Here is a 17395-nt window from a genome sequence, read left to right as displayed (position 1 = left end):
AGTCATGTTCGAACAAATAAAACACAATATGGAAACTATCGACGGAGTTGCGATATATCCAATCGTATCGTTATTAATTTTCTTCGTCTTTTTTGTAGGACTTGGTATGTGGGTTTTCTCATATAAAAAAGAAAAGATTAATGAATTGAGCCAAATTCCTTTGAACGACAATTAAATAGTATAATTTTTTAAAATTTAGAAAATGAAAAAATTAATTCCAGCATATGTTAGAGTCCCAGTTATTTTCTTTGCTGTATTTGGGGCAATGGAATATTTTATTGACTCTGGAGATAAACCGGCATTTATAAAATTCCCAATGGTTTCCGTCTTTTTGTTTGTGTTTCTTTTCCTTTTGACAGCAATAGAAATTACAATGAGTGCCGTTGATACTATTACCTATCAATTGTTATCAGAGGAACAAAAACTAAAATTAGAAGAAGCTAATTCTTTGGGTCTAAAAGAAAAAGAATGGTTCAAAAATCTGATAAAAAGTTTAACAAATACAGTACCATTAGAAAATGAAGGCGAATTATTGTTAGAGCATGATTATGATGGAATCAAGGAATTAGACAATAATTTACCGCCTTGGTGGGTATATTCATTTTATGCCTGTATTGTTTTTGCCTTAATTTATATGGTTCGATTTGAATTATTAGGAGCAGACAATCAAGAAATGGAACTTAAAAAAGAGGTTACCCAAGCCAAAATTGATATTGCCGAATACATGAAAACTGCACCGGATTTAATGGATGAAAAAACAGTTGTTTTATTGACGGAACCGGCTGATTTAGCGGCTGGAAAAGAAATTTTCACAACGAATTGCGCGGCTTGTCACAGAGCGGATGCTGGAGGACAGATAGGACCTAATTTAACGGATGTTAACTGGATTTTGGGCGGAGGAATTAAAAATCTATTCCATACCATTACAAATGGAGGCCGTGATGGAAAAGGAATGATTGCTTGGAAAGGTACTTTAAAGCCAAAAGAGATTCAGCATGTTGCCAGTTATATATTGTCTTTACAAGGAAGCAATCCTAAAGATCCAAAAGCACCAGATGGTGAAGTTTGGGTAGATGAGAATGCACCTAAAACGGTTGCTTTAAGCACTGAAGTTAAAAAATAATAGGTTAGTCTATTAACAATGTCAAAGGCTAAAACTTTAACGTAGTTTTTTAGATTAAATATTCAAAAATAAAAAAATGTCAAAATTACCAGACGAAGCTTTTAGAGATACTATTGGAACGATTGATGAAGAAGGGAACCGAAAATTTATTTTCCCTAAAAAACCCTCAGGTAAATTTTATGAATACAGAAAGTGGGTCAGTTACTTTTTGTTGACTGTACTTGTCGCCAATCCTTTTATAAAGATTAATGGTAATCAGTTCATGATGTTCAATATATTGGAAAGGAGATTCAATATTTTCGGATTTCCATTTTGGCCTCAAGATATTTATCTTTTCGTTCTTTTTATGATTGTTGGCGTCGTTTTCGTCATCCTTTTTACGGTAATTTTTGGACGTATATTTTGCGGATGGATTTGTCCGCAGACTATCTTTTTAGAAATGGTTTTTCGAAGAATTGAATATTGGATTGAAGGCGATCGTGGTGCCCAAATTCGTTTGGAAAAACAAGAATGGAATGCGGAAAAAATCAGGAAAAAAGGATTTAAGTGGTCTTTATTCCTCATTATTTCTTTTTTTATTGCCAATGTCTTTCTGGCTTATCTGATCAGCAGCGATACCTTATTTTTAATGATTGAAGAAGGACCCGAAAACCATGTAAGTACTTTAGTTTCTTTATTGATTTTCACAGGAGTTTTCTATTTTATTTTTGCATGGTTTAGAGAACAGGTTTGTATTATCGCTTGTCCTTACGGAAGATTGCAGGGCGTTTTATTAGATGATAAATCGATAAATGTTGCGTATGATTTTGTTCGAGGTGAAAAAGAAGTGGGTAGGGCTAAATTTAATAAACAAGAGGACAGAGCAACAACAGGAAAGGGCGATTGTATCGATTGTAAACAATGTGTGAACGTTTGTCCAACTGGAATTGATATTCGAAACGGGACGCAAATGGAATGTATTAATTGTACCGCTTGTATTGATGAATGCGATACCATTATGGATAGCGTGGGTTTGCCAAAAGGACTGATTCGTTATGCTTCGGAAGATGAAATCGAGAAAAAAGTAACGTTCAAGTTCACACCCAGAATGAAAGGCTATTCCGCTGTATTGTTTATTTTGACAGGGATTTTAATAGGATTATTGTTTTTACGTACAGATGTAGAAGCCAGTATTTTGAGATTACCAGGACAATTGTTTCAACACAAAGGAGATAATATTAGTAATATCTATACTTTTAAAATTATCAATAAGACCAATAATGATTTTAATGATATTCATTTCAAATTAGTTGGCGTAAAAGGAACTTTAAAAGTTGTGGGAAAACAAGCTGTAAAAATCCCAAAACAAGGAATGTATAATGGAACTTTGTTTATTGAAATCAATCAAAATTTATTAAAAAGTGATAAAACAAAATTAAAAATTGATGTTTATGATGGACTTAAAAAAATTGAAACCAGCGTAACCAGTTTTTTAAGTCCGAGAAGTTTTGATTAGCAGATCTGTTTTTTAGATTAAATATAAAAATAACAATACTATGAAAATTAACTGGGGAACGGGAATCGTCATTGCTTTTGGGTTGTTTATAACCTTCATTTTATATTTTGTTTTTACGGTGCAATCCGATTCAAAATATGACAACGAGTTGGTTGTGGAAGAGTATTACAAACATGATGCTCATTTTGGGGATGAAATGATACGCATTAAAAACGCGCAAAATTTGGCTCAAAAACCATTGGTAAATAGTACTTCAGATGGAATCACAATTGTATTTCCGGATGTGTTTGTGCCAAAAAATATTAAAGGAAAAGTATCCCTTTATAGACCGTCTAACAAAAGATTAGATTTTGAAACTCCAATTTCGTTATCTGATGCTACTTTGCTCATACCTAAAAAAAGTTTGTCAGGCGGTCGCTGGGATATTAATATGGAATGGCACTATGAGGGTAAATCATATTTGACCAAAGAAATAATTTATATAAACTAAGGATAATAGATAATAGACGAAAAGAGGATAGACAATACTATTTGATCCAACTTAAATATTCTGTCGGTAAACTTCTATTCGTCTATTATCTATCTGTCTATTATCTAAAAAAGATGCTTTACACGGCTTTCATTTTCGGTTTAATAAGTAGTTTTCACTGCATAGGAATGTGTGGACCTATTGCTATGATGTTACCTGTAGATAGGAATAATCAGGCAAAAAAAGTTACCCAAATTATCACGTATCATTTAGGAAGAATAACGGCGTATGCCACGATTGGTTTTGTTTTTGGATTGCTGGGTAAAGGTTTTTTTATGGCCGGACTGCAACAGAAATTATCCATATTTATTGGTATCTCCATGATTATTGTGGTGTTAACTCCTGATAAAATTTTTGCTAAATATAATTTTTCGAAACCAGTTTTTAAATTAATCGCTACAATAAAAACGGCTTTAGGTAGTCAGTTTAGAAACAAAAGTTATAAATCACTATTCATTATTGGCTTACTCAATGGTTTTTTGCCCTGCGGAATGGTTTATGTGGCTTTGTTTGGTGCCATTGCCATGCAGAGTGAAAGTCTGGGAGTTTTGTATATGATATTATTCGGATTAGGAACCATTCCTATGATGAGCAGTGTCGTGTATGTTAATTCCTTTTTGACCATTGCTATTCGAAATAAAATCCAAAAAGTAATTCCTTATGTTGCCGTAATCATAGGCGTATTATTTATTTTGAGAGGATTGGGATTGGGAATTCCATATATTTCACCATCCAATATAAGTTTGTTTATACAAGCAAACCCGAATTGCCATTAATTTTGAATATATAAAATCAAAGCTTTCAGTCTACTGTCTTGACGTAAATACCGTATAGTATAATAAACACGAATTCCACCAATTTCTACCAATTAATTCGTGCAAATTTGTGGAATTCGTGTTTAATTTTTTAATATTATTTTAAAAATTATGTAAATCTAATCACTAGATTGTCATCGAAAATAATTCGGTTTCTGGAGCTTTCCTTTTTAATCGTAAATCAAATGCCATACAGATATTACGAACATAAGGCATCCCTTTTTCCGTAACCTGAATCGTATTGTCATTTATGATAACTAATCCATCTTGTTCCATTTCCTTCAACTGAATTAAAACGTCGGGAATTTCAATAAAATAGCTCTCGTTATTTTGCCATGAAGTTTCAAATTGGCACATTAAATTCAAGATGTGTTTTCGGATGATGAGGTCTTCATCGGTTAATAAATGGCCTCTAAAAACAGGTAATTTATTCCATTCTAATATTTGATAATAATCTTCCAAATTTTTTACATTCTGGGCAAAACTATACCAGCTGTCACTAATGGAGGAAACACCCAAACCGATCATCAATTGTGTTTTTGAGGAGCTGTATCCCATAAAATTGCGATGCAATTTCCCGTTTTGGAAAGCGTCATGTAAACTGTCCGTTTTCAAAGCAAAATGATCCATTCCTATTTCATGATATCCATTTTCGTATAATAATTTTTTGCCCGTTTCATAAAGTATTCTTTTTTTATCATCTTTTGGAATGTCTTTATCATTAAAACCGCGTTGTCCATTTCCCTTAATCCAGGGAACATGAGCATAACTATAAAAAGCCAATCGATCGGGTTGTAATGATTTTGTTTTCTCAATAGTATCGATAACATCTTCAATTTCCTGAAATGGTAATCCAAAAATAATATCATGACCAATGGAAGTATAACCAATTTCTCTTGCCCAAAAGGTAACTTTTGCAACATTGTGAAAAGGCTGTTCTCTATGAATGGCTTTTTGAACTTTTTCAGAATAATCTTGCACACCAAAACTTACTCTACGAAAACCTAAATCATATAGTTTTTGTAAGTGTTCATGTGAAGTATTGTTTGGATGACCTTCAAAACTAAATTCATAGTCTTTGGCTTTATTGGCATAACTAAAAATACCATTTATTAAATCCTCCAGATTTTTAGTAGAGAAAAAAGTGGGAGTTCCACCGCCTAAATGAATTTCTTTGATCGTTGGTTTAGCTCCAAGTATTTTACAATATAAAGCCCATTCTTTCAAAACGGCTTCTATATATGGATTTTCGACAGCATGATTTTTTGTAATACGCTTGTTACAGCCACAAAAAGTACATAAGCTTTCGCAAAAAGGCAAATGGATATACAAACTTATTCCTTCCGAATTATTACTCGCTATAAATGATTTTTTTAAGGTTTCTACCCAAATTTCATCCGAAAAATCAGTTTCTTCCCAATAAGGAACTGTCGGGTAACTGGTATATCTGGGGCCTGGAACATTGTATTTTTGAATTAACGAGTTTTTCATGGTAAAGTCATTTTGCATAACCAAAAGTAGCATTACTCCTAAAAATTTAAAATGATAATTATCATATTAAAAATAGCATTTATAAAAAAAGAGACTGTCTTTTAGAACAATCTCTTTTAATGAATAATAATTATAGTTTAGGAAATACAATCTGTAATGATTTTTGTCCATTTTTGTGCCAATACATGGTCTTCGTACAGGCATTCCTGGTCAATTATTTCGTTTTCAATAGTGTAGAATTGAACTAATTCTTTCTTATGGGCTTCTTTGTATCCAAATTCAAATTCGATTTTTATGATTTTAGCAGAATTATTTTCAGTTGTAGCAACCAGTTTGCAAGAAGCAATATCATTTAAATTAACAAAAGTGACTACTTCTTCTGGAGCGTTAAAATCCATTAAAAGGAAGCCTTTGTTCTTTTTGTCTAACGCCAATACTTTTTTGTTTTGTGTTTCAGTCAATTCAAAATTTAAATGATTATTACGACTGTATTTCCTCTTTATCTCCTTGATTTTATTTTTATTAATAACATTTGAGCGAAATACAAAGAAGAGCGGAATGCCTATTAAAATTGTTATTACAAGACCTATTATAGTTACGGATGTATCCATTTTTTTATTTTTTGAGTTATTTGTAAAGCATGATAAATTCGATTGAAAACCAAAAGGAATTCATTCTAAAAAGAAAGATAAGTGTATCTTCAAATTACGGAATCAGCGCTTTAAATCACCAAAAATAATGGAAAGGAAAGAGTAGGAGCGAAACCATTTCACATCGGTTGATGTCTTGTTTCGCATGACGAGAAAAGAATTTTAGGACTTTAAAATCCGGAATTGCAACTAGAAAATTTTCAAGATATTTTGCAATTGTATAATCGATAGTTTTATAATGGAATCCAACTATATTGTTTGCGTGGGGCTGAATAAAAACTGACGAATGAATGGGGTCAGGAGAAAAGGAAGAACTGGTTTTTTCTATTTTAATTTTTTTAATAGAAGATTCGTTTGCATTAGAAGCAAATAATAAAACTATTGAAAGTCCAATAAAAACAACTGTTTTCCGAATCCAATTCATTTTGCAAATTTAAAATTAACAGCTGACTTAAGATGGTTTTTTCTGATAAATGAAAGTTAAATTTTTAAATTCGGAACCTCTTTTGCATAAAAAAACCTCACACTATTTAAGAACGAGGTTTATAATTTTAAAAATTTCTGAAAATTATTCTATTTTCAAATTTCTCAATTGTTTTAGTTTTTCTTTCCAAACATCAAGACTTTCTTTGTGAATAGCTATGTTTTTACGAACTTCTAATACAATGGAATTTTCTTTTTTTGCATTTCTTGTGTTGGTGAAAAACTGAATGTTATTCTCTAGTTGGAAAATTTCATTCTGCACTTCCTCAATTTTACGCATCAGGAATATCTTTTCGTTATCCAGTTTGCGAATATCGTTACTTTCTGATAAGTTGTCCATTCTATTGGCAAAACGGATCATATCAGTGTCCTTTTTACTCAAACTTAATTTTTCAAAAAGTGCATCTAATATTTTATTGAATTTTCCTTCGATATGTCTTCTTGGAAAAGGAACTTTTCCAAAGTTTTTCCAAGTTTCAATATGTAATTTTATGGAATCTAAATCCGTTTTATGATCACCGGTCAATTGGAATTCTCTCAACGTTTCTAAATAGGCTTTTTTATTATCAAAAGCTTCCACTTCTTCGCCATTTTCCTCATTCTTTTGCTCTTTTAATTTGTCAAAATAATGATTACAGGCATCTTTGAATTCTTTCCAAATTTTATCGGAATATTTTCTAGGGACATGTCCTATTTGTTTCCACTCATCCTGAATTTGCTTCATAATAGGTGTAGTCACAGCGAAATCAGTGCTTTCTTGTAGTTCTTTGGCTTTAGCAACAAGAGCTGTTTTTTTGCTTAAATTGTCGTTTTGATCTTTCTTAATGTCTTTATAAAATGAATTTTTGAAAGAATTAAAATTTCTAACGGCAGTTTTAAAACTTGCCCAAGTTTCTTCATTTACATCCGATGGGACTTTTCCGGCTGAAAAGAAAGCAGTTCTTAAGGCTTCTATTTTTTCTATTTGAGTCAGCCATTGCGAATGAGCATTCACTTTTTCGGTCGCTAAAACTTCAATTTTGGTGATAATTTCTTTTTTCTTTTCTAAATTTTCAAGTTCTGTTCCTCTTTGATTTTCAAACAAAACTTCACGTTTATCATGCATTTGCTTAGTCAAATCACTAAACTTGTTCCAGATTTCATCACGATGTTCTCTAGAAACAGGTCCAATATCTTCTTTCCAAATTCTATGTAAATCCTGTAATTCTCGGAACGCTTTATTAACATCAGCTTCTTTTACCAATTCTTCGACACGTGCGACAATTTTTTGTTTTTGTTCTAGATTATGTTTGAAATCCAAGTCTCTCGCTTCTCGGTCAAGATGCAAATAGTCATAGAAATTTTCCACATGAAAATGAAAATTATTCCAAACGTGATTGTATTTATCTTTCGGAATTGGTCCCGCATTTTTCCATCGTTCTCTTAAATCATTAAAATGTTTTAAGGTGTCTTTGATGTTTTCCTGTGGATTGATTAACTCTTTTAATTCCTCAACAATAGCCAAACGATTTTCCAAATTGGTTTTTAAGTTCGTTTGTAAACTCTTGAAATGTGTATTTTTAGTATCTCTAAAAAGAGAATAATATTTATCAAATTGGGTTTTTAACGGAGAATGATATTGAAATTCTTCATTTAGATCTTGATTTTTAGCGAGAAATTCCTCTTTTTTCTCTTCAAGAAGATGATTGTATTTTGCTAAGAATGCTTTTTTAATTTCTTCAATATGATCCTTTGCTGACATCACTTTCTCACTGGTAACTAAACTTTTAAGTTCTTCAACCAGTACCTCAAGAGACAATGTATCGTAATCCTGCATCGGAATATCGTGACGCTCTTTCAACGTGTCATCTTCGCTTTCTTCAGCATTAGCTTCCGTAATCGCGTTTAATACCGATTGGTTTTCAGTTTCTATAGTAGGTTCATCATGTGTCAACTCTTCCCCTGTTAGGGTTACAACATTTTCGTCAATAGGGTGAACAGCTACGCTATCGTTATTTTCGTCAATTGTTTCAGTTTCCATAATACTATCTGATTGATTTAATTCAAGTGAATTATTCTCTAAACTTCCATCTGCTTCCAGCAGGTTATCATTCTTTTCTTCTAACATTTTTTCAATGTGTAAGGTTTTTATTTTTTGTATCGAACACGAAAGATAGTAAAGGAGCATGAAATTACAAAATAAATCCTTTATTTAGAGTCGTTTTATGTTAAAATTTTCCTTTTTTTGATGCAATTTCCTGCTATTCGCTGTATCTTTTTTATCCGCCGAAAAAGCGGATAAAAAATGATGCCGCTACCATCAGGGCTAGGGTTTTGGTAATTAATCAGTTTTTTTATTTACTGCAGTTCAATATTTTAAACAAAAAGCCACTTTTTTTAAGCGGCTTTTTTACTTACATAAGTGTGTATACGAAAAATGAAGTTTTTCTATTATTTATTCCAAATCTTCCAGGCTTTCTCTGCTTGAAAAATAAGCATATCCAAACCATTTTTGATTTGAGCCCCTTGTGCAGCTGCTCTCTTAAGAAATTGAGTTTCTGCAGGATTGTAGATCAAATCATAAGCAATGTGCTTATTCGTGAAAAACTCATACGGAATTAATGGAAATGCATCCACATTAGGGCTTGTTCCTACTGGAGTGGAGTTTATTATGATTTGGTAATTATCAAATGTTGTCCCATTGATTCGGTCATAATCGATAGCATTTTCTTTGGCTTCTCTGGAAACAAAAGTGTATGGAATATCTAGTTCATCCAAAGCAAAAGCGACTCCTTTAGAAGCGCCTCCTGTTCCTAAAATCAATGCTTTTTTGTGGTGTGGCTGCAATAAAGGTTGTAATGATTTTTTGAAACCATAATAGTCCGTATTGTATCCTTTCAATTTTCCTTTTTTAGTAATTTTAATGGTATTAACAGCGCCAATTTGTGCTGCGTTTTTAGATAATTTATCCAAAAACGGAATTACTGTTTCCTTGTACGGAATGGTAACATTCAATCCTTTTAAATCCGAAGTGTTTTTAATTACCTCAGGAAAAGAGGATATTTGAGGAATATCAAAATTCTCATAGGTACAACCAGTGAAGTTTTCGTTATTGAATTTATCTGTAAAATATCCTTTTGAAAAAGAATAATTAATGTTGCGTCCTAATAAACCAAAGCGTTTTCTAACTATGTCAACCATTATTTTTTATATTTTGCTATGTAATTTTGTACCATTTTCTTTGTCCAAACTACAGGGAATAAATCTTCTAAAAGAATATAGTTGTCAAAATTCAATCGCAAAGCATTACTTAAATGGAATTTTGCTTTAGTGTTTTGTCCAATCATAAAATACAACCCGGCCAAACGGTATTCTACTTCATTCTCTTCCGGAAAATATTCAGAGGCTTGTAATAAAGTTTGAATAGCACTTTCAAATTCTCCTAAAAACTGAAGAATATCCACCCAAAACAACCAAGTGTCTAATCCGTAATCACCAAATTCCACTGCTTTCCTGTAGCCAAGTTCGGCTTCTTCAAAGAAGTTCATTTGTTTATTAATAGTTGCAAAGCGTTTCCAGTACAAACGATTTTGATTGTCAATGGCTAATGCTTTGTTGACAAAAAACAACGCTTTTTGATAGTTTTTTTGACGTACATAAAAGTCAGTTATAGCAATCCATCCTTTGTCTAAAAGAGGATCTTCATGTACCGTTTTATTGAAATATTTTAATGCTAAAACTTTGTTTCCTAGTTTTTCATAACATTTTCCCATACGGAGTAAAGCATAGGAAGTAGCATCATCTAATTCGATGGTTCTGCTGTAACTTTCGATGGCTTCGGCGTATTTTTTTAAACGCTCATAAGCTTTGGCTTTTTCCATGAAAGCACCTAGGAATTCATCATCTATTAAAGTAGCATAATCAAAGGCGCGAATTGCATTTTCATATTCTTTTACACCATAATGCAAACGACCCAATTGGTGCCAGGCGATTTCGCTGTATGGGTTTTGGTCGATGTATTTATTCAAATAGGCGATAGCCTCTTGATTTTGATCTAAAAATTCAAAACAATACACAACGTTGTATAATGCGGATTGGTCTTCCAGATCTTCTTCCAGACACTTGATAAAGCTTTCTTTGGCCATTTCAAGATTGTCCATAAAAAGATATTCCATGCCTATTAGATTATAGACATCGGCATAATCATCAGTGTATTGTAATGCTATTTTCAACATTTCCACGGCCTTTTCGTGCTGGTCTCTTTTAGAACAGATATTGGCTTTTTGAATATAAATTTCTTCATTGGTTGGTTCGATGGCATATAATTCATTCAATAGCTTTTCAGCTAATTCGAGTTTGTCATCATAAACCAGCATTTCCACTTGGACTAATTTTAGTCCGGTAGATTTTGGATGTTGTTCCAATGCCAGTTTCAACGCTTTTTTTGCCAAAGCGGCCTTACCCATATCGAGATAATGAAGAATGATTTCTTCAAATTCTTCGGAGTCAAAAAAGAGAACTTTGTTGGTTTTCAACATGGACTCAAATTTAGACAATGATAAGTTATAGTCTTCTTCTTCGTTGCTTAATTGCATACTGTGTGTTTTTAATTTGGCCTAAATAAATTTAGGGAATCGTGCGTGTACTGTGAGAAAAAGTTAGAATTGTTGTGAACAATTTAATTAACAAAAAAAGCTTTGGTTTAAACTGATGGCATAGCCCTGATAGAATTGGAAATCCCACGCTTTTCGCGTGGATTGCAACGTATAGCGGGACACGAGCAAAGCGAACTGACGAAGTAAATAGCTCCCAATTTTTTTAATTATTTTGAATCTATGTGATATGTAATCAATGTTGCTACTTCTGCAATCAAAAATCGTTAATCATCATTCTTCAATCATCATTTCATCCATTACTTCAAGTATGATGCTACAACCTTCTCGTATTTCTTCTTCAGAAATGGTTAGAGGAGGTGTTATTCTAATAGCACATCCTTCAAACAGTAACCAGAATAAAATGAGTCCTTTGTCTTGGCATTTAAGAATCACTTCGTTTGTTATATCGGCACTTTCAGTCATTGCGGCCAGCATTAATCCTTTTCCTCTTATTTCTACTATCAAAGGATGTACCAAAAGTGTTCTGAATAGCTTTTCTTTCTCCATAACTTCGGCCATGAGGTTGGTCTCAGTAATTTCCTGCAAAGTCGCCAAACAGGCTGACGCAATGACAGGGTGACCTCCAAAAGTCGTGATGTGACCCAGTTTAGGATTATCGCTCAACAAATCCATCATGGCAGATGAAGCCGTAAAAGCACCTACAGGCATTCCGCCGCCCATTCCTTTTCCCATAACGACAATATCAGGAACGACATCGTAATTTTGGAATCCAAAAAGTGTCCCTGTTCTCCCAAAACCCGGCTGGATTTCGTCGAGAATCATAATCGCGCCCACTTCAGTGCAGCGTTGGCGTACTTTTTTAAGGAAATCATTGTGTGGCTGAATAAATCCGGCGCCACCTTGAATGGTTTCCAGAATAATTCCTGCAGTTTTCGTTGTTATTTTTTGTATATCGTCTTCGTTATTGAACGTGATAAAATCGACATCAGGAATCAACGGGCGAAAAATTCTTTTGCGTTCTTCAAATCCCATCACGCTCATGGATCCCATAGTATTTCCGTGATAGGCATTGTGGCACGATATCAATTGGCTTCTTCCTGTGGTTCTTCTGGCGAGTTTTAAAGCGCCTTCAATGGCTTCCGTACCTGAATTTACCAAATAGGTTTTGTCTAAAGGAGCGGGCAGGAGCGAGGCTAATAGTTTGCAATACAGAACGGCGGGACTTTGGGAATATTCCCCATAGACCATTACGTGTGAATATTTGTCTAACTGATCTTTGATGGCCTGATTGACTCTGGGGTGTTGATGTCCCAATGTACACGCGGAAACTCCGGCCACAAAATCCAAATATTTTTTATTGTTGGAATCGTAAATATAAGAACCTACTGCATGCGATACTTCCATACCCAATGGATACGGGGAAGTTTGTGCTTGGTATTTTAGGAAATCGTTATTCACGGTTATTTGTTTATTCGTTTATTTTTGTGAACTGTTAGCTGAAACTTTTTATTTGGAATCTGAGCAATTGAGACTGACCACTACTTTTTGCCTTTCTTCTTATCATAGTTCAATGTTTCCTTTCGGATTTTTATTGGAACATCTTTCTTTGCATCTTCGGCTTTGGTTGCTTTGGCTATTTTAGCGTTGTCTTGATTTTCTTCCGGAGGAAAAATATCGTCTTTGGATTTTATTCTCTCATCGCCCCGCCAGACTAAACCCCGGAGTTTTCGTGCGTTTTCAGGTAACTCTTTCTCGGGAAATATATCGCCATCGACTTGCTTAAAAAAGGTGATGGTTTCTATCGTATTTTTGTCAAAGATAATATTGATTTTGCTACTTACATTTTTATTGATGCCAATGAGTTCTTTGGCGTCATTCCGCATATAATAAATGACTTCGGTGTTTTTAATTATGTCTACATCATGCAATTTTCCTTCCTCAAATTTCCCAAAGAGATTTTGTCCTTTTACCTGATTAAAGCCCGTTCCCAGTGTGTCTTTCGAGACCAGAAAAGTATTATTGAGGACTTTAAGCGAATCGAGCGCTTTGGTGGTATTATTCCCAATAAGATGCATGATGTCACCTGTAATCTGGTTTTCACCATTCCAAAGTATTGGATTTCCTATCAGTTTTGTCAAGGCTGTTTTGGAACTCGAATGTATCGAATCACATTTACCGCTCATGTCCGTTTTGTAAAAGCGAACATTGTTGAACGCTCTAATAATTCGGTTGCCTTCTTTACCGGTAACCATTAATTTTTTGCCATGAATGTAAACCGAGTCGTTTTCTACAAAGTTTACTGCTACGGCTCTTTTGGTGACAAACATCGAATCTTGGTTTTTATATATTTCGGCGTAATTCCCTTTAACAATTCCGCGATTGATGGAATCCGTTATTTTTACATTCCGTGTTGCCGATGCAAATTCCCTATTTCTATCATAGTACAAGCTGTCTCCTTTTATAACCCGATCATCGTATCTAATATACGATTTATTAAGAAAATGTGCCAGATTTTTTTTGGTGTCATAAAATCCTTTTTCGGTATAAATATAATTAGCCTTACTGGTAACTGTCGAAGGCCCTAAAAGATAGGAATGTCCTGAATTACTGAAATAATCCAAATGATTTGTTTTTATCACATACGTTGGATTTGTAATAGTAACAGCCGTTAAGAATTGGAATTTTTTTTGAGCTACATAATACCTTCCTGATTTGCTTTTTAAAGTATTATCCTTATTTACGATTGTTCCGGGAGAATTGTAAAATACTTCCTGCGTGTTTCTGTCAAAGTTGATAGTGTCTGTTGCCAATGTAGCATCTGGAGAACTCATTACTGCATTTCCCGTAGCAAGTGCTTTTTTTACATTTCCATTATATTCAGCATATTTACTGTTTAAAAATAAAGTGTCTCCTTGAACTAATTGTACATTTCCAAAAGCCTTTATGTAATTTTCCTTTTGAAAATAATAGGCTTTATTACAGGTTAAAACGACTCCATCATGATTGACACGTACGTTTCCGGTGAGTAAAAAAGCATCGGGCATTTCAACTTGATTTACATCTGCGAAATCGGAATGTTCAACAATAATTTTTTTTGGTGTTTGTGCCAAAACCAAATTAGTACAAAGTAAGAGCAAACAACAACGAATGAAAAATAGCGGTTTCTTCAAGGGATTTATTTTTTGTCAAATTTATGAAAAAGGAGACAATCCTAATCCATATTAGGATTTATTTATAATTAGATAGTAGGACGTCAAAAAACAATTGAGCTTATTCTAAAGTTATCAACAAATAATGAGACTCTTTCGTTGTAGTATCCTTTTTTAAAAACGGATTCATTTTAATTTCAAACGATAGCAGCTTCTTTATTCTAAAAAATATTAAATTTAAAAATTGATTTACAAATCATAAAAAAAGACAGAAATCAGCGTAAATAATTTTGTATGATAAAAAAAATAACTATTGTTGCAGGAATAAGCGTGGTGCTTTTGGCGACAGCTTGTAAAACGAAAGATTTAAAAATGAACGCAGCACAGAAAGAGACCGTCTCAAATAAAAAAGAAGTTGTATATCAGGTTTTTACACGGTTATTCGGAAATAAAAACACCAGCAATAAACCTTGGGGAACCTTTGAGGAAAATGGGGTGGGGAAGTTTAATGATTTTACAGATACAGCATTACAGGAAATAAAAGATTTAGGGGTTACTTATATTTGGTACACCGGAGTTCCACATCATGCTTTGATACGTGATTACACCGCAATAGGAATTTCTAATGATGATCCTGATGTAGTCAAAGGACGGGCAGGATCGCCTTATGCCGTAAAAGATTATTACAATGTGAATCCGGATTTGGCAGTTAATCCAGCCAATCGTTTGCAAGAATTTGAGGCATTAATTGCAAGAACGCATCAAGCGGGTTTAAAGGTAATTATAGATATTGTTCCCAATCATATTGCGCGCAAATATGAAGGGAAGAATAATCCAAAGAATGTTACTGATTTTGGTGCCAATGATGATGTAACTGTCGAATATAAAAGAGATAATAATTTCTACTATATACCAAATAAACACTTTGAAGTCCCTGATACCGAGAAAGCATTAAACGGAGAAGAGAATCCGCTTATTGATGGAAAATTTGAAGAATATCCTGCAAAATGGACTGGTAACGGGTCTCGTTTGGCAAAACCAGATCGCAATGATTGGTACGAAACGGTCAAAGTAAATTACGGAATTCGCCCTGATGGTTCGAAAGATTTTCCAGAACTTCCTGCTGGTTTTGATACAAAATCATACAAAGAACATTTCGATTTTTGGAAAGGAAAAGACGTCCCGGATTCTTGGAAAAAATTCAAAGATATTGCGTTGTACTGGACAGATAAAGGAGTTGATGGTTTCCGATACGATATGGCAGAAATGGTACCGTATGAATTTTGGAGCTATATGAATTCCGCTATTAAAGTTAAAAATCCGAATGCTTTTTTATTGGCCGAAGTCTACAATCCCAATGAATATAGAAATTACATTCGTTTGGGTAAAATGGATTATTTATATGATAAGGTAGAAACGTATGATAAATTAAAAGATGTAATTAGAGGGAAATCGTTGCCTGACGGATTATCGGACATACAAAACGGGATGGCTGATATTGAGCATCATATGTTGCATTTTCTAGACAATCATGATGAACAACGTTTAGCAAGTCCGGAATTTGCGGGAACGCCAGAAAAAGGAAAACCCTTAATGGTCGTTTCTACCACAATAAGTACTTCGCCAACGATGATTTATTTTGGTCAGGAAGTAGGAGAGGCAGGAAATGAAAATGCAGGTTTTGGGACGCATTCCAGAACTTCAATATTTGATTATGTAGGTGTTCCAAATCACCAACGCTGGATGAATGGAGGGAAATTTGACGGAGGTCAATTATCACAAAGCGAAAAAGACCTGCGTGATTTTTATAAAAGATTGCTGAATTTTTCTCTTAAAAGTGCTGCTTTGATGGGTAAATACCAAGAAATTCAAACAGTTAATCGCCATGAAACGCAAGGGTATGATTCCGGGATTTATGCTTTCCTCCGTTGGTCTGATACGGAAAAGTTATTAGTAGTCACTAATTTTTCTTGGTTAACCACTAGTAATTTCGAAATAAAAATTCCTTCGTATATTATGCAAAAATGGAATTTGAAAGATGGAAATTATACGTTAACAGATCAGTTGTATCATAAAAGTGCCATTCAATTGCAGGTTTTAAACGGGGTAGGAAAAGCCCATATTACAATAGCTCCTTCCGAATCGTTTATTTACCAATTATAGAACATAAGTAGGCTACACAAAGTTGTAGTTCCTTTATTGTGATTTTGAAAAGGAAAGAAAAATTTTAAACAAAAAATGCTGATATGAAACTATCAGCATTTTTTTATGATTTAAATCTAGAGAATTATTTTTTTATCGCGGCATCATAATTCTCCCCCACTTTTTTCCAATTGATTATATTAAAAAAAGCATCGATATAATTTTTTCTTTTGTATTGGTAATCCAAATAATAAGCGTGTTCCCAAACATCTAAGGCTAATATTGGAGTCCCGGGAATAAGTGCATTTTTCATTAAAGGATTATCCTGGTTTTGAGTACTGGTCACTTGAAGTTTTCCAGTTTTATCAACCACAAGCCATACCCAACCGGAACCAAATTGTTTTGTAGCTTCATTTTTGAATAAAGTCACAAAACTTTCGAATGAACCAAAATCGGTTGTAATTGCTTCGGCTAAAATACCTGTGGGATTTCCACCGGCTTTAGGAGCCATAATTTGCCAGTATAAAGTATGATTGTAATAACCGCCAGCATTATTTCTAGTATTGGCATCATTCAAATCTAACTTTGCTAATACTTCCTCAATCGTCAGGTTTTCTAATACAGTTCCCGCTACAGCCTGATTCAAGTTATTCGTGTAGGTTAAATAATGTTTAGAATAATGCATTTCTAGTGTACTAGCTGAAATATTTGGTGCTAAAGCATCATAAGAATATGTTAGTTTTTCCAGTTGAAAAGAACCTTCATTAGCCTTTACATCATCAGGAATTCCTGCTGATATTTTTTCTTGAACTGTTGGAAGAGGAACTTCAACAACTTCAGTCAGTTTTTTGTTATTGCAGGAGAGTAATAGGGTTGCTAATACTAAACAAGGGATATAAAAATTAAACTTTTTCATGAGTTAG

At 33.6% G+C, this 17395-nt stretch carries 15 protein-coding genes; 6 read left to right on the top strand and 9 right to left on the bottom strand.

Annotated elements, in window-relative coordinates; translation table 11 throughout:
* The first annotated feature begins 4 nt into the window (after positions 1-4).
* From ACM55M_RS05930 to ACM55M_RS05910, 5 genes are all read left to right on the top strand, one after another.
* Positions 5-175 (top strand): CcoQ/FixQ family Cbb3-type cytochrome c oxidase assembly chaperone, encoded by a 171-nt coding sequence (locus ACM55M_RS05930; protein WP_416856660.1) that lies wholly within the window; start codon positions 5-7, stop codon positions 173-175.
* A gap of 27 nt (positions 176-202) precedes the next feature.
* Complete coding sequence (locus ACM55M_RS05925) at positions 203-1123, top strand: cbb3-type cytochrome c oxidase N-terminal domain-containing protein (protein WP_416856659.1); 921 nt, start codon at positions 203-205, stop codon at positions 1121-1123.
* 76 nt (positions 1124-1199) lie between these two features.
* On the top strand, positions 1200-2618 hold the full coding sequence (gene ccoG, locus ACM55M_RS05920) for a cytochrome c oxidase accessory protein CcoG (protein ID WP_416856658.1): 1419 nt from the start codon (positions 1200-1202) through the stop codon (positions 2616-2618).
* 40 nt (positions 2619-2658) lie between these two features.
* Positions 2659-3108 carry a FixH family protein gene (locus ACM55M_RS05915; RefSeq protein ID WP_416856657.1) on the top strand — a complete coding sequence of 150 codons (450 nt, stop codon included), beginning with the start codon at positions 2659-2661 and terminating at the stop codon, positions 3106-3108.
* A 113-nt stretch (positions 3109-3221) separates the two neighbouring features.
* The gene (locus ACM55M_RS05910; protein ID WP_416856656.1) at positions 3222-3923 is read left to right on the top strand and encodes a sulfite exporter TauE/SafE family protein; all 702 of its coding nucleotides are present in this window, start codon (positions 3222-3224) and stop codon (positions 3921-3923) included.
* Positions 3924-4088: 165 nt separating this feature from the next.
* Here the strand turns inward: ACM55M_RS05910 and hemN are convergent, their stop codons facing one another.
* The 8 genes from hemN to ACM55M_RS05870 all read right to left on the bottom strand — a co-directional run bounded on the left by hemN (position 4089) and on the right by ACM55M_RS05870 (position 14351).
* Positions 4089-5453 (bottom strand): oxygen-independent coproporphyrinogen III oxidase, encoded by a 1365-nt coding sequence (gene hemN / locus ACM55M_RS05905; RefSeq protein WP_416856655.1) that lies wholly within the window; start codon positions 5451-5453, stop codon positions 4089-4091.
* 137 nt (positions 5454-5590) lie between these two features.
* Complete coding sequence (locus ACM55M_RS05900) at positions 5591-6064, bottom strand: hypothetical protein (RefSeq protein ID WP_416856654.1); 474 nt, start codon at positions 6062-6064, stop codon at positions 5591-5593.
* Positions 6065-6179: 115 nt separating this feature from the next.
* Complete coding sequence (locus ACM55M_RS05895; protein ID WP_416856653.1) at positions 6180-6527, bottom strand: hypothetical protein; 348 nt, start codon at positions 6525-6527, stop codon at positions 6180-6182.
* Between the two features lie 144 nt (positions 6528-6671).
* A complete protein-coding gene (locus tag ACM55M_RS05890) occupies positions 6672-8693 on the bottom strand; it encodes a DUF349 domain-containing protein (RefSeq protein ID WP_416856652.1) in 2022 nt (673 codons plus the stop codon).
* Positions 8694-9016: 323 nt separating this feature from the next.
* On the bottom strand, positions 9017-9766 hold the full coding sequence (locus ACM55M_RS05885; RefSeq protein ID WP_416856651.1) for a shikimate dehydrogenase family protein: 750 nt from the start codon (positions 9764-9766) through the stop codon (positions 9017-9019).
* Entirely contained in the window at positions 9766-11160 is a 1395-nt protein-coding gene (locus tag ACM55M_RS05880) for a tetratricopeptide repeat protein (RefSeq protein WP_416856650.1), read from the bottom strand. The genes ACM55M_RS05885 and ACM55M_RS05880 overlap by 1 nt, the downstream gene beginning before the upstream one ends.
* 291 nt (positions 11161-11451) lie before the next feature.
* Positions 11452-12639 carry an aspartate aminotransferase family protein gene (locus ACM55M_RS05875; protein ID WP_416856649.1) on the bottom strand — a complete coding sequence of 396 codons (1188 nt, stop codon included), beginning with the start codon at positions 12637-12639 and terminating at the stop codon, positions 11452-11454.
* A gap of 80 nt (positions 12640-12719) precedes the next feature.
* The gene (locus ACM55M_RS05870) at positions 12720-14351 is read right to left on the bottom strand and encodes an OstA-like protein (RefSeq protein ID WP_416856648.1); all 1632 of its coding nucleotides are present in this window, start codon (positions 14349-14351) and stop codon (positions 12720-12722) included.
* A gap of 273 nt (positions 14352-14624) precedes the next feature.
* Here ACM55M_RS05870 and ACM55M_RS05865 point away from each other — a divergent pair, with 273 nt between their 5' ends.
* The gene (locus tag ACM55M_RS05865) at positions 14625-16493 is read left to right on the top strand and encodes an alpha-amylase family glycosyl hydrolase (RefSeq protein ID WP_416856647.1); all 1869 of its coding nucleotides are present in this window, start codon (positions 14625-14627) and stop codon (positions 16491-16493) included.
* Positions 16494-16617: 124 nt separating this feature from the next.
* On the opposite strand, the gene ACM55M_RS05860 is transcribed toward ACM55M_RS05865, so the two are convergent.
* Positions 16618-17388: a superoxide dismutase gene (locus ACM55M_RS05860; protein WP_416856646.1), complete on the bottom strand. Its 771-nt coding sequence runs from the start codon at positions 17386-17388 to the stop codon at positions 16618-16620.
* Positions 17389-17395 lie beyond the last annotated feature (7 nt).

This window comes from Flavobacterium galactosi, from assembly GCF_048158585.1.
Lineage (GTDB): Bacteria > Bacteroidota > Bacteroidia > Flavobacteriales > Flavobacteriaceae > Flavobacterium > Flavobacterium galactosi.
Note: the sequence above shows the minus strand (reverse complement) of the source record. Positions and strands in the feature narration are given on the sequence as shown.

What these genes read in the sequence shown, in the direction of transcription:
- ACM55M_RS05930 (WP_416856660.1), top strand. Translation starts at nt 5, where the DNA reads ATGTTCGAACAAATAAAACACAATATGGAAACTATCGACGGAGTTGCG.
- ACM55M_RS05925 (WP_416856659.1), top strand. Translation starts at nt 203, where the DNA reads ATGAAAAAATTAATTCCAGCATATGTTAGAGTCCCAGTTATTTTCTTT.
- ccoG (WP_416856658.1), top strand. Translation starts at nt 1,200, where the DNA reads ATGTCAAAATTACCAGACGAAGCTTTTAGAGATACTATTGGAACGATT.
- ACM55M_RS05915 (WP_416856657.1), top strand. Translation starts at nt 2,659, where the DNA reads ATGAAAATTAACTGGGGAACGGGAATCGTCATTGCTTTTGGGTTGTTT.
- ACM55M_RS05910 (WP_416856656.1), top strand. Translation starts at nt 3,222, where the DNA reads ATGCTTTACACGGCTTTCATTTTCGGTTTAATAAGTAGTTTTCACTGC.
- hemN (WP_416856655.1), bottom strand. Translation starts at nt 5,453, where the DNA reads ATGAAAAACTCGTTAATTCAAAAATACAATGTTCCAGGCCCCAGATAT.
- ACM55M_RS05900 (WP_416856654.1), bottom strand. Translation starts at nt 6,064, where the DNA reads ATGGATACATCCGTAACTATAATAGGTCTTGTAATAACAATTTTAATA.
- ACM55M_RS05895 (WP_416856653.1), bottom strand. Translation starts at nt 6,527, where the DNA reads ATGAATTGGATTCGGAAAACAGTTGTTTTTATTGGACTTTCAATAGTT.
- ACM55M_RS05890 (WP_416856652.1), bottom strand. Translation starts at nt 8,693, where the DNA reads ATGTTAGAAGAAAAGAATGATAACCTGCTGGAAGCAGATGGAAGTTTA.
- ACM55M_RS05885 (WP_416856651.1), bottom strand. Translation starts at nt 9,766, where the DNA reads ATGGTTGACATAGTTAGAAAACGCTTTGGTTTATTAGGACGCAACATT.
- ACM55M_RS05880 (WP_416856650.1), bottom strand. Translation starts at nt 11,160, where the DNA reads ATGCAATTAAGCAACGAAGAAGAAGACTATAACTTATCATTGTCTAAA.
- ACM55M_RS05865 (WP_416856647.1), top strand. Translation starts at nt 14,625, where the DNA reads ATGATAAAAAAAATAACTATTGTTGCAGGAATAAGCGTGGTGCTTTTG.
- ACM55M_RS05860 (WP_416856646.1), bottom strand. Translation starts at nt 17,388, where the DNA reads ATGAAAAAGTTTAATTTTTATATCCCTTGTTTAGTATTAGCAACCCTA.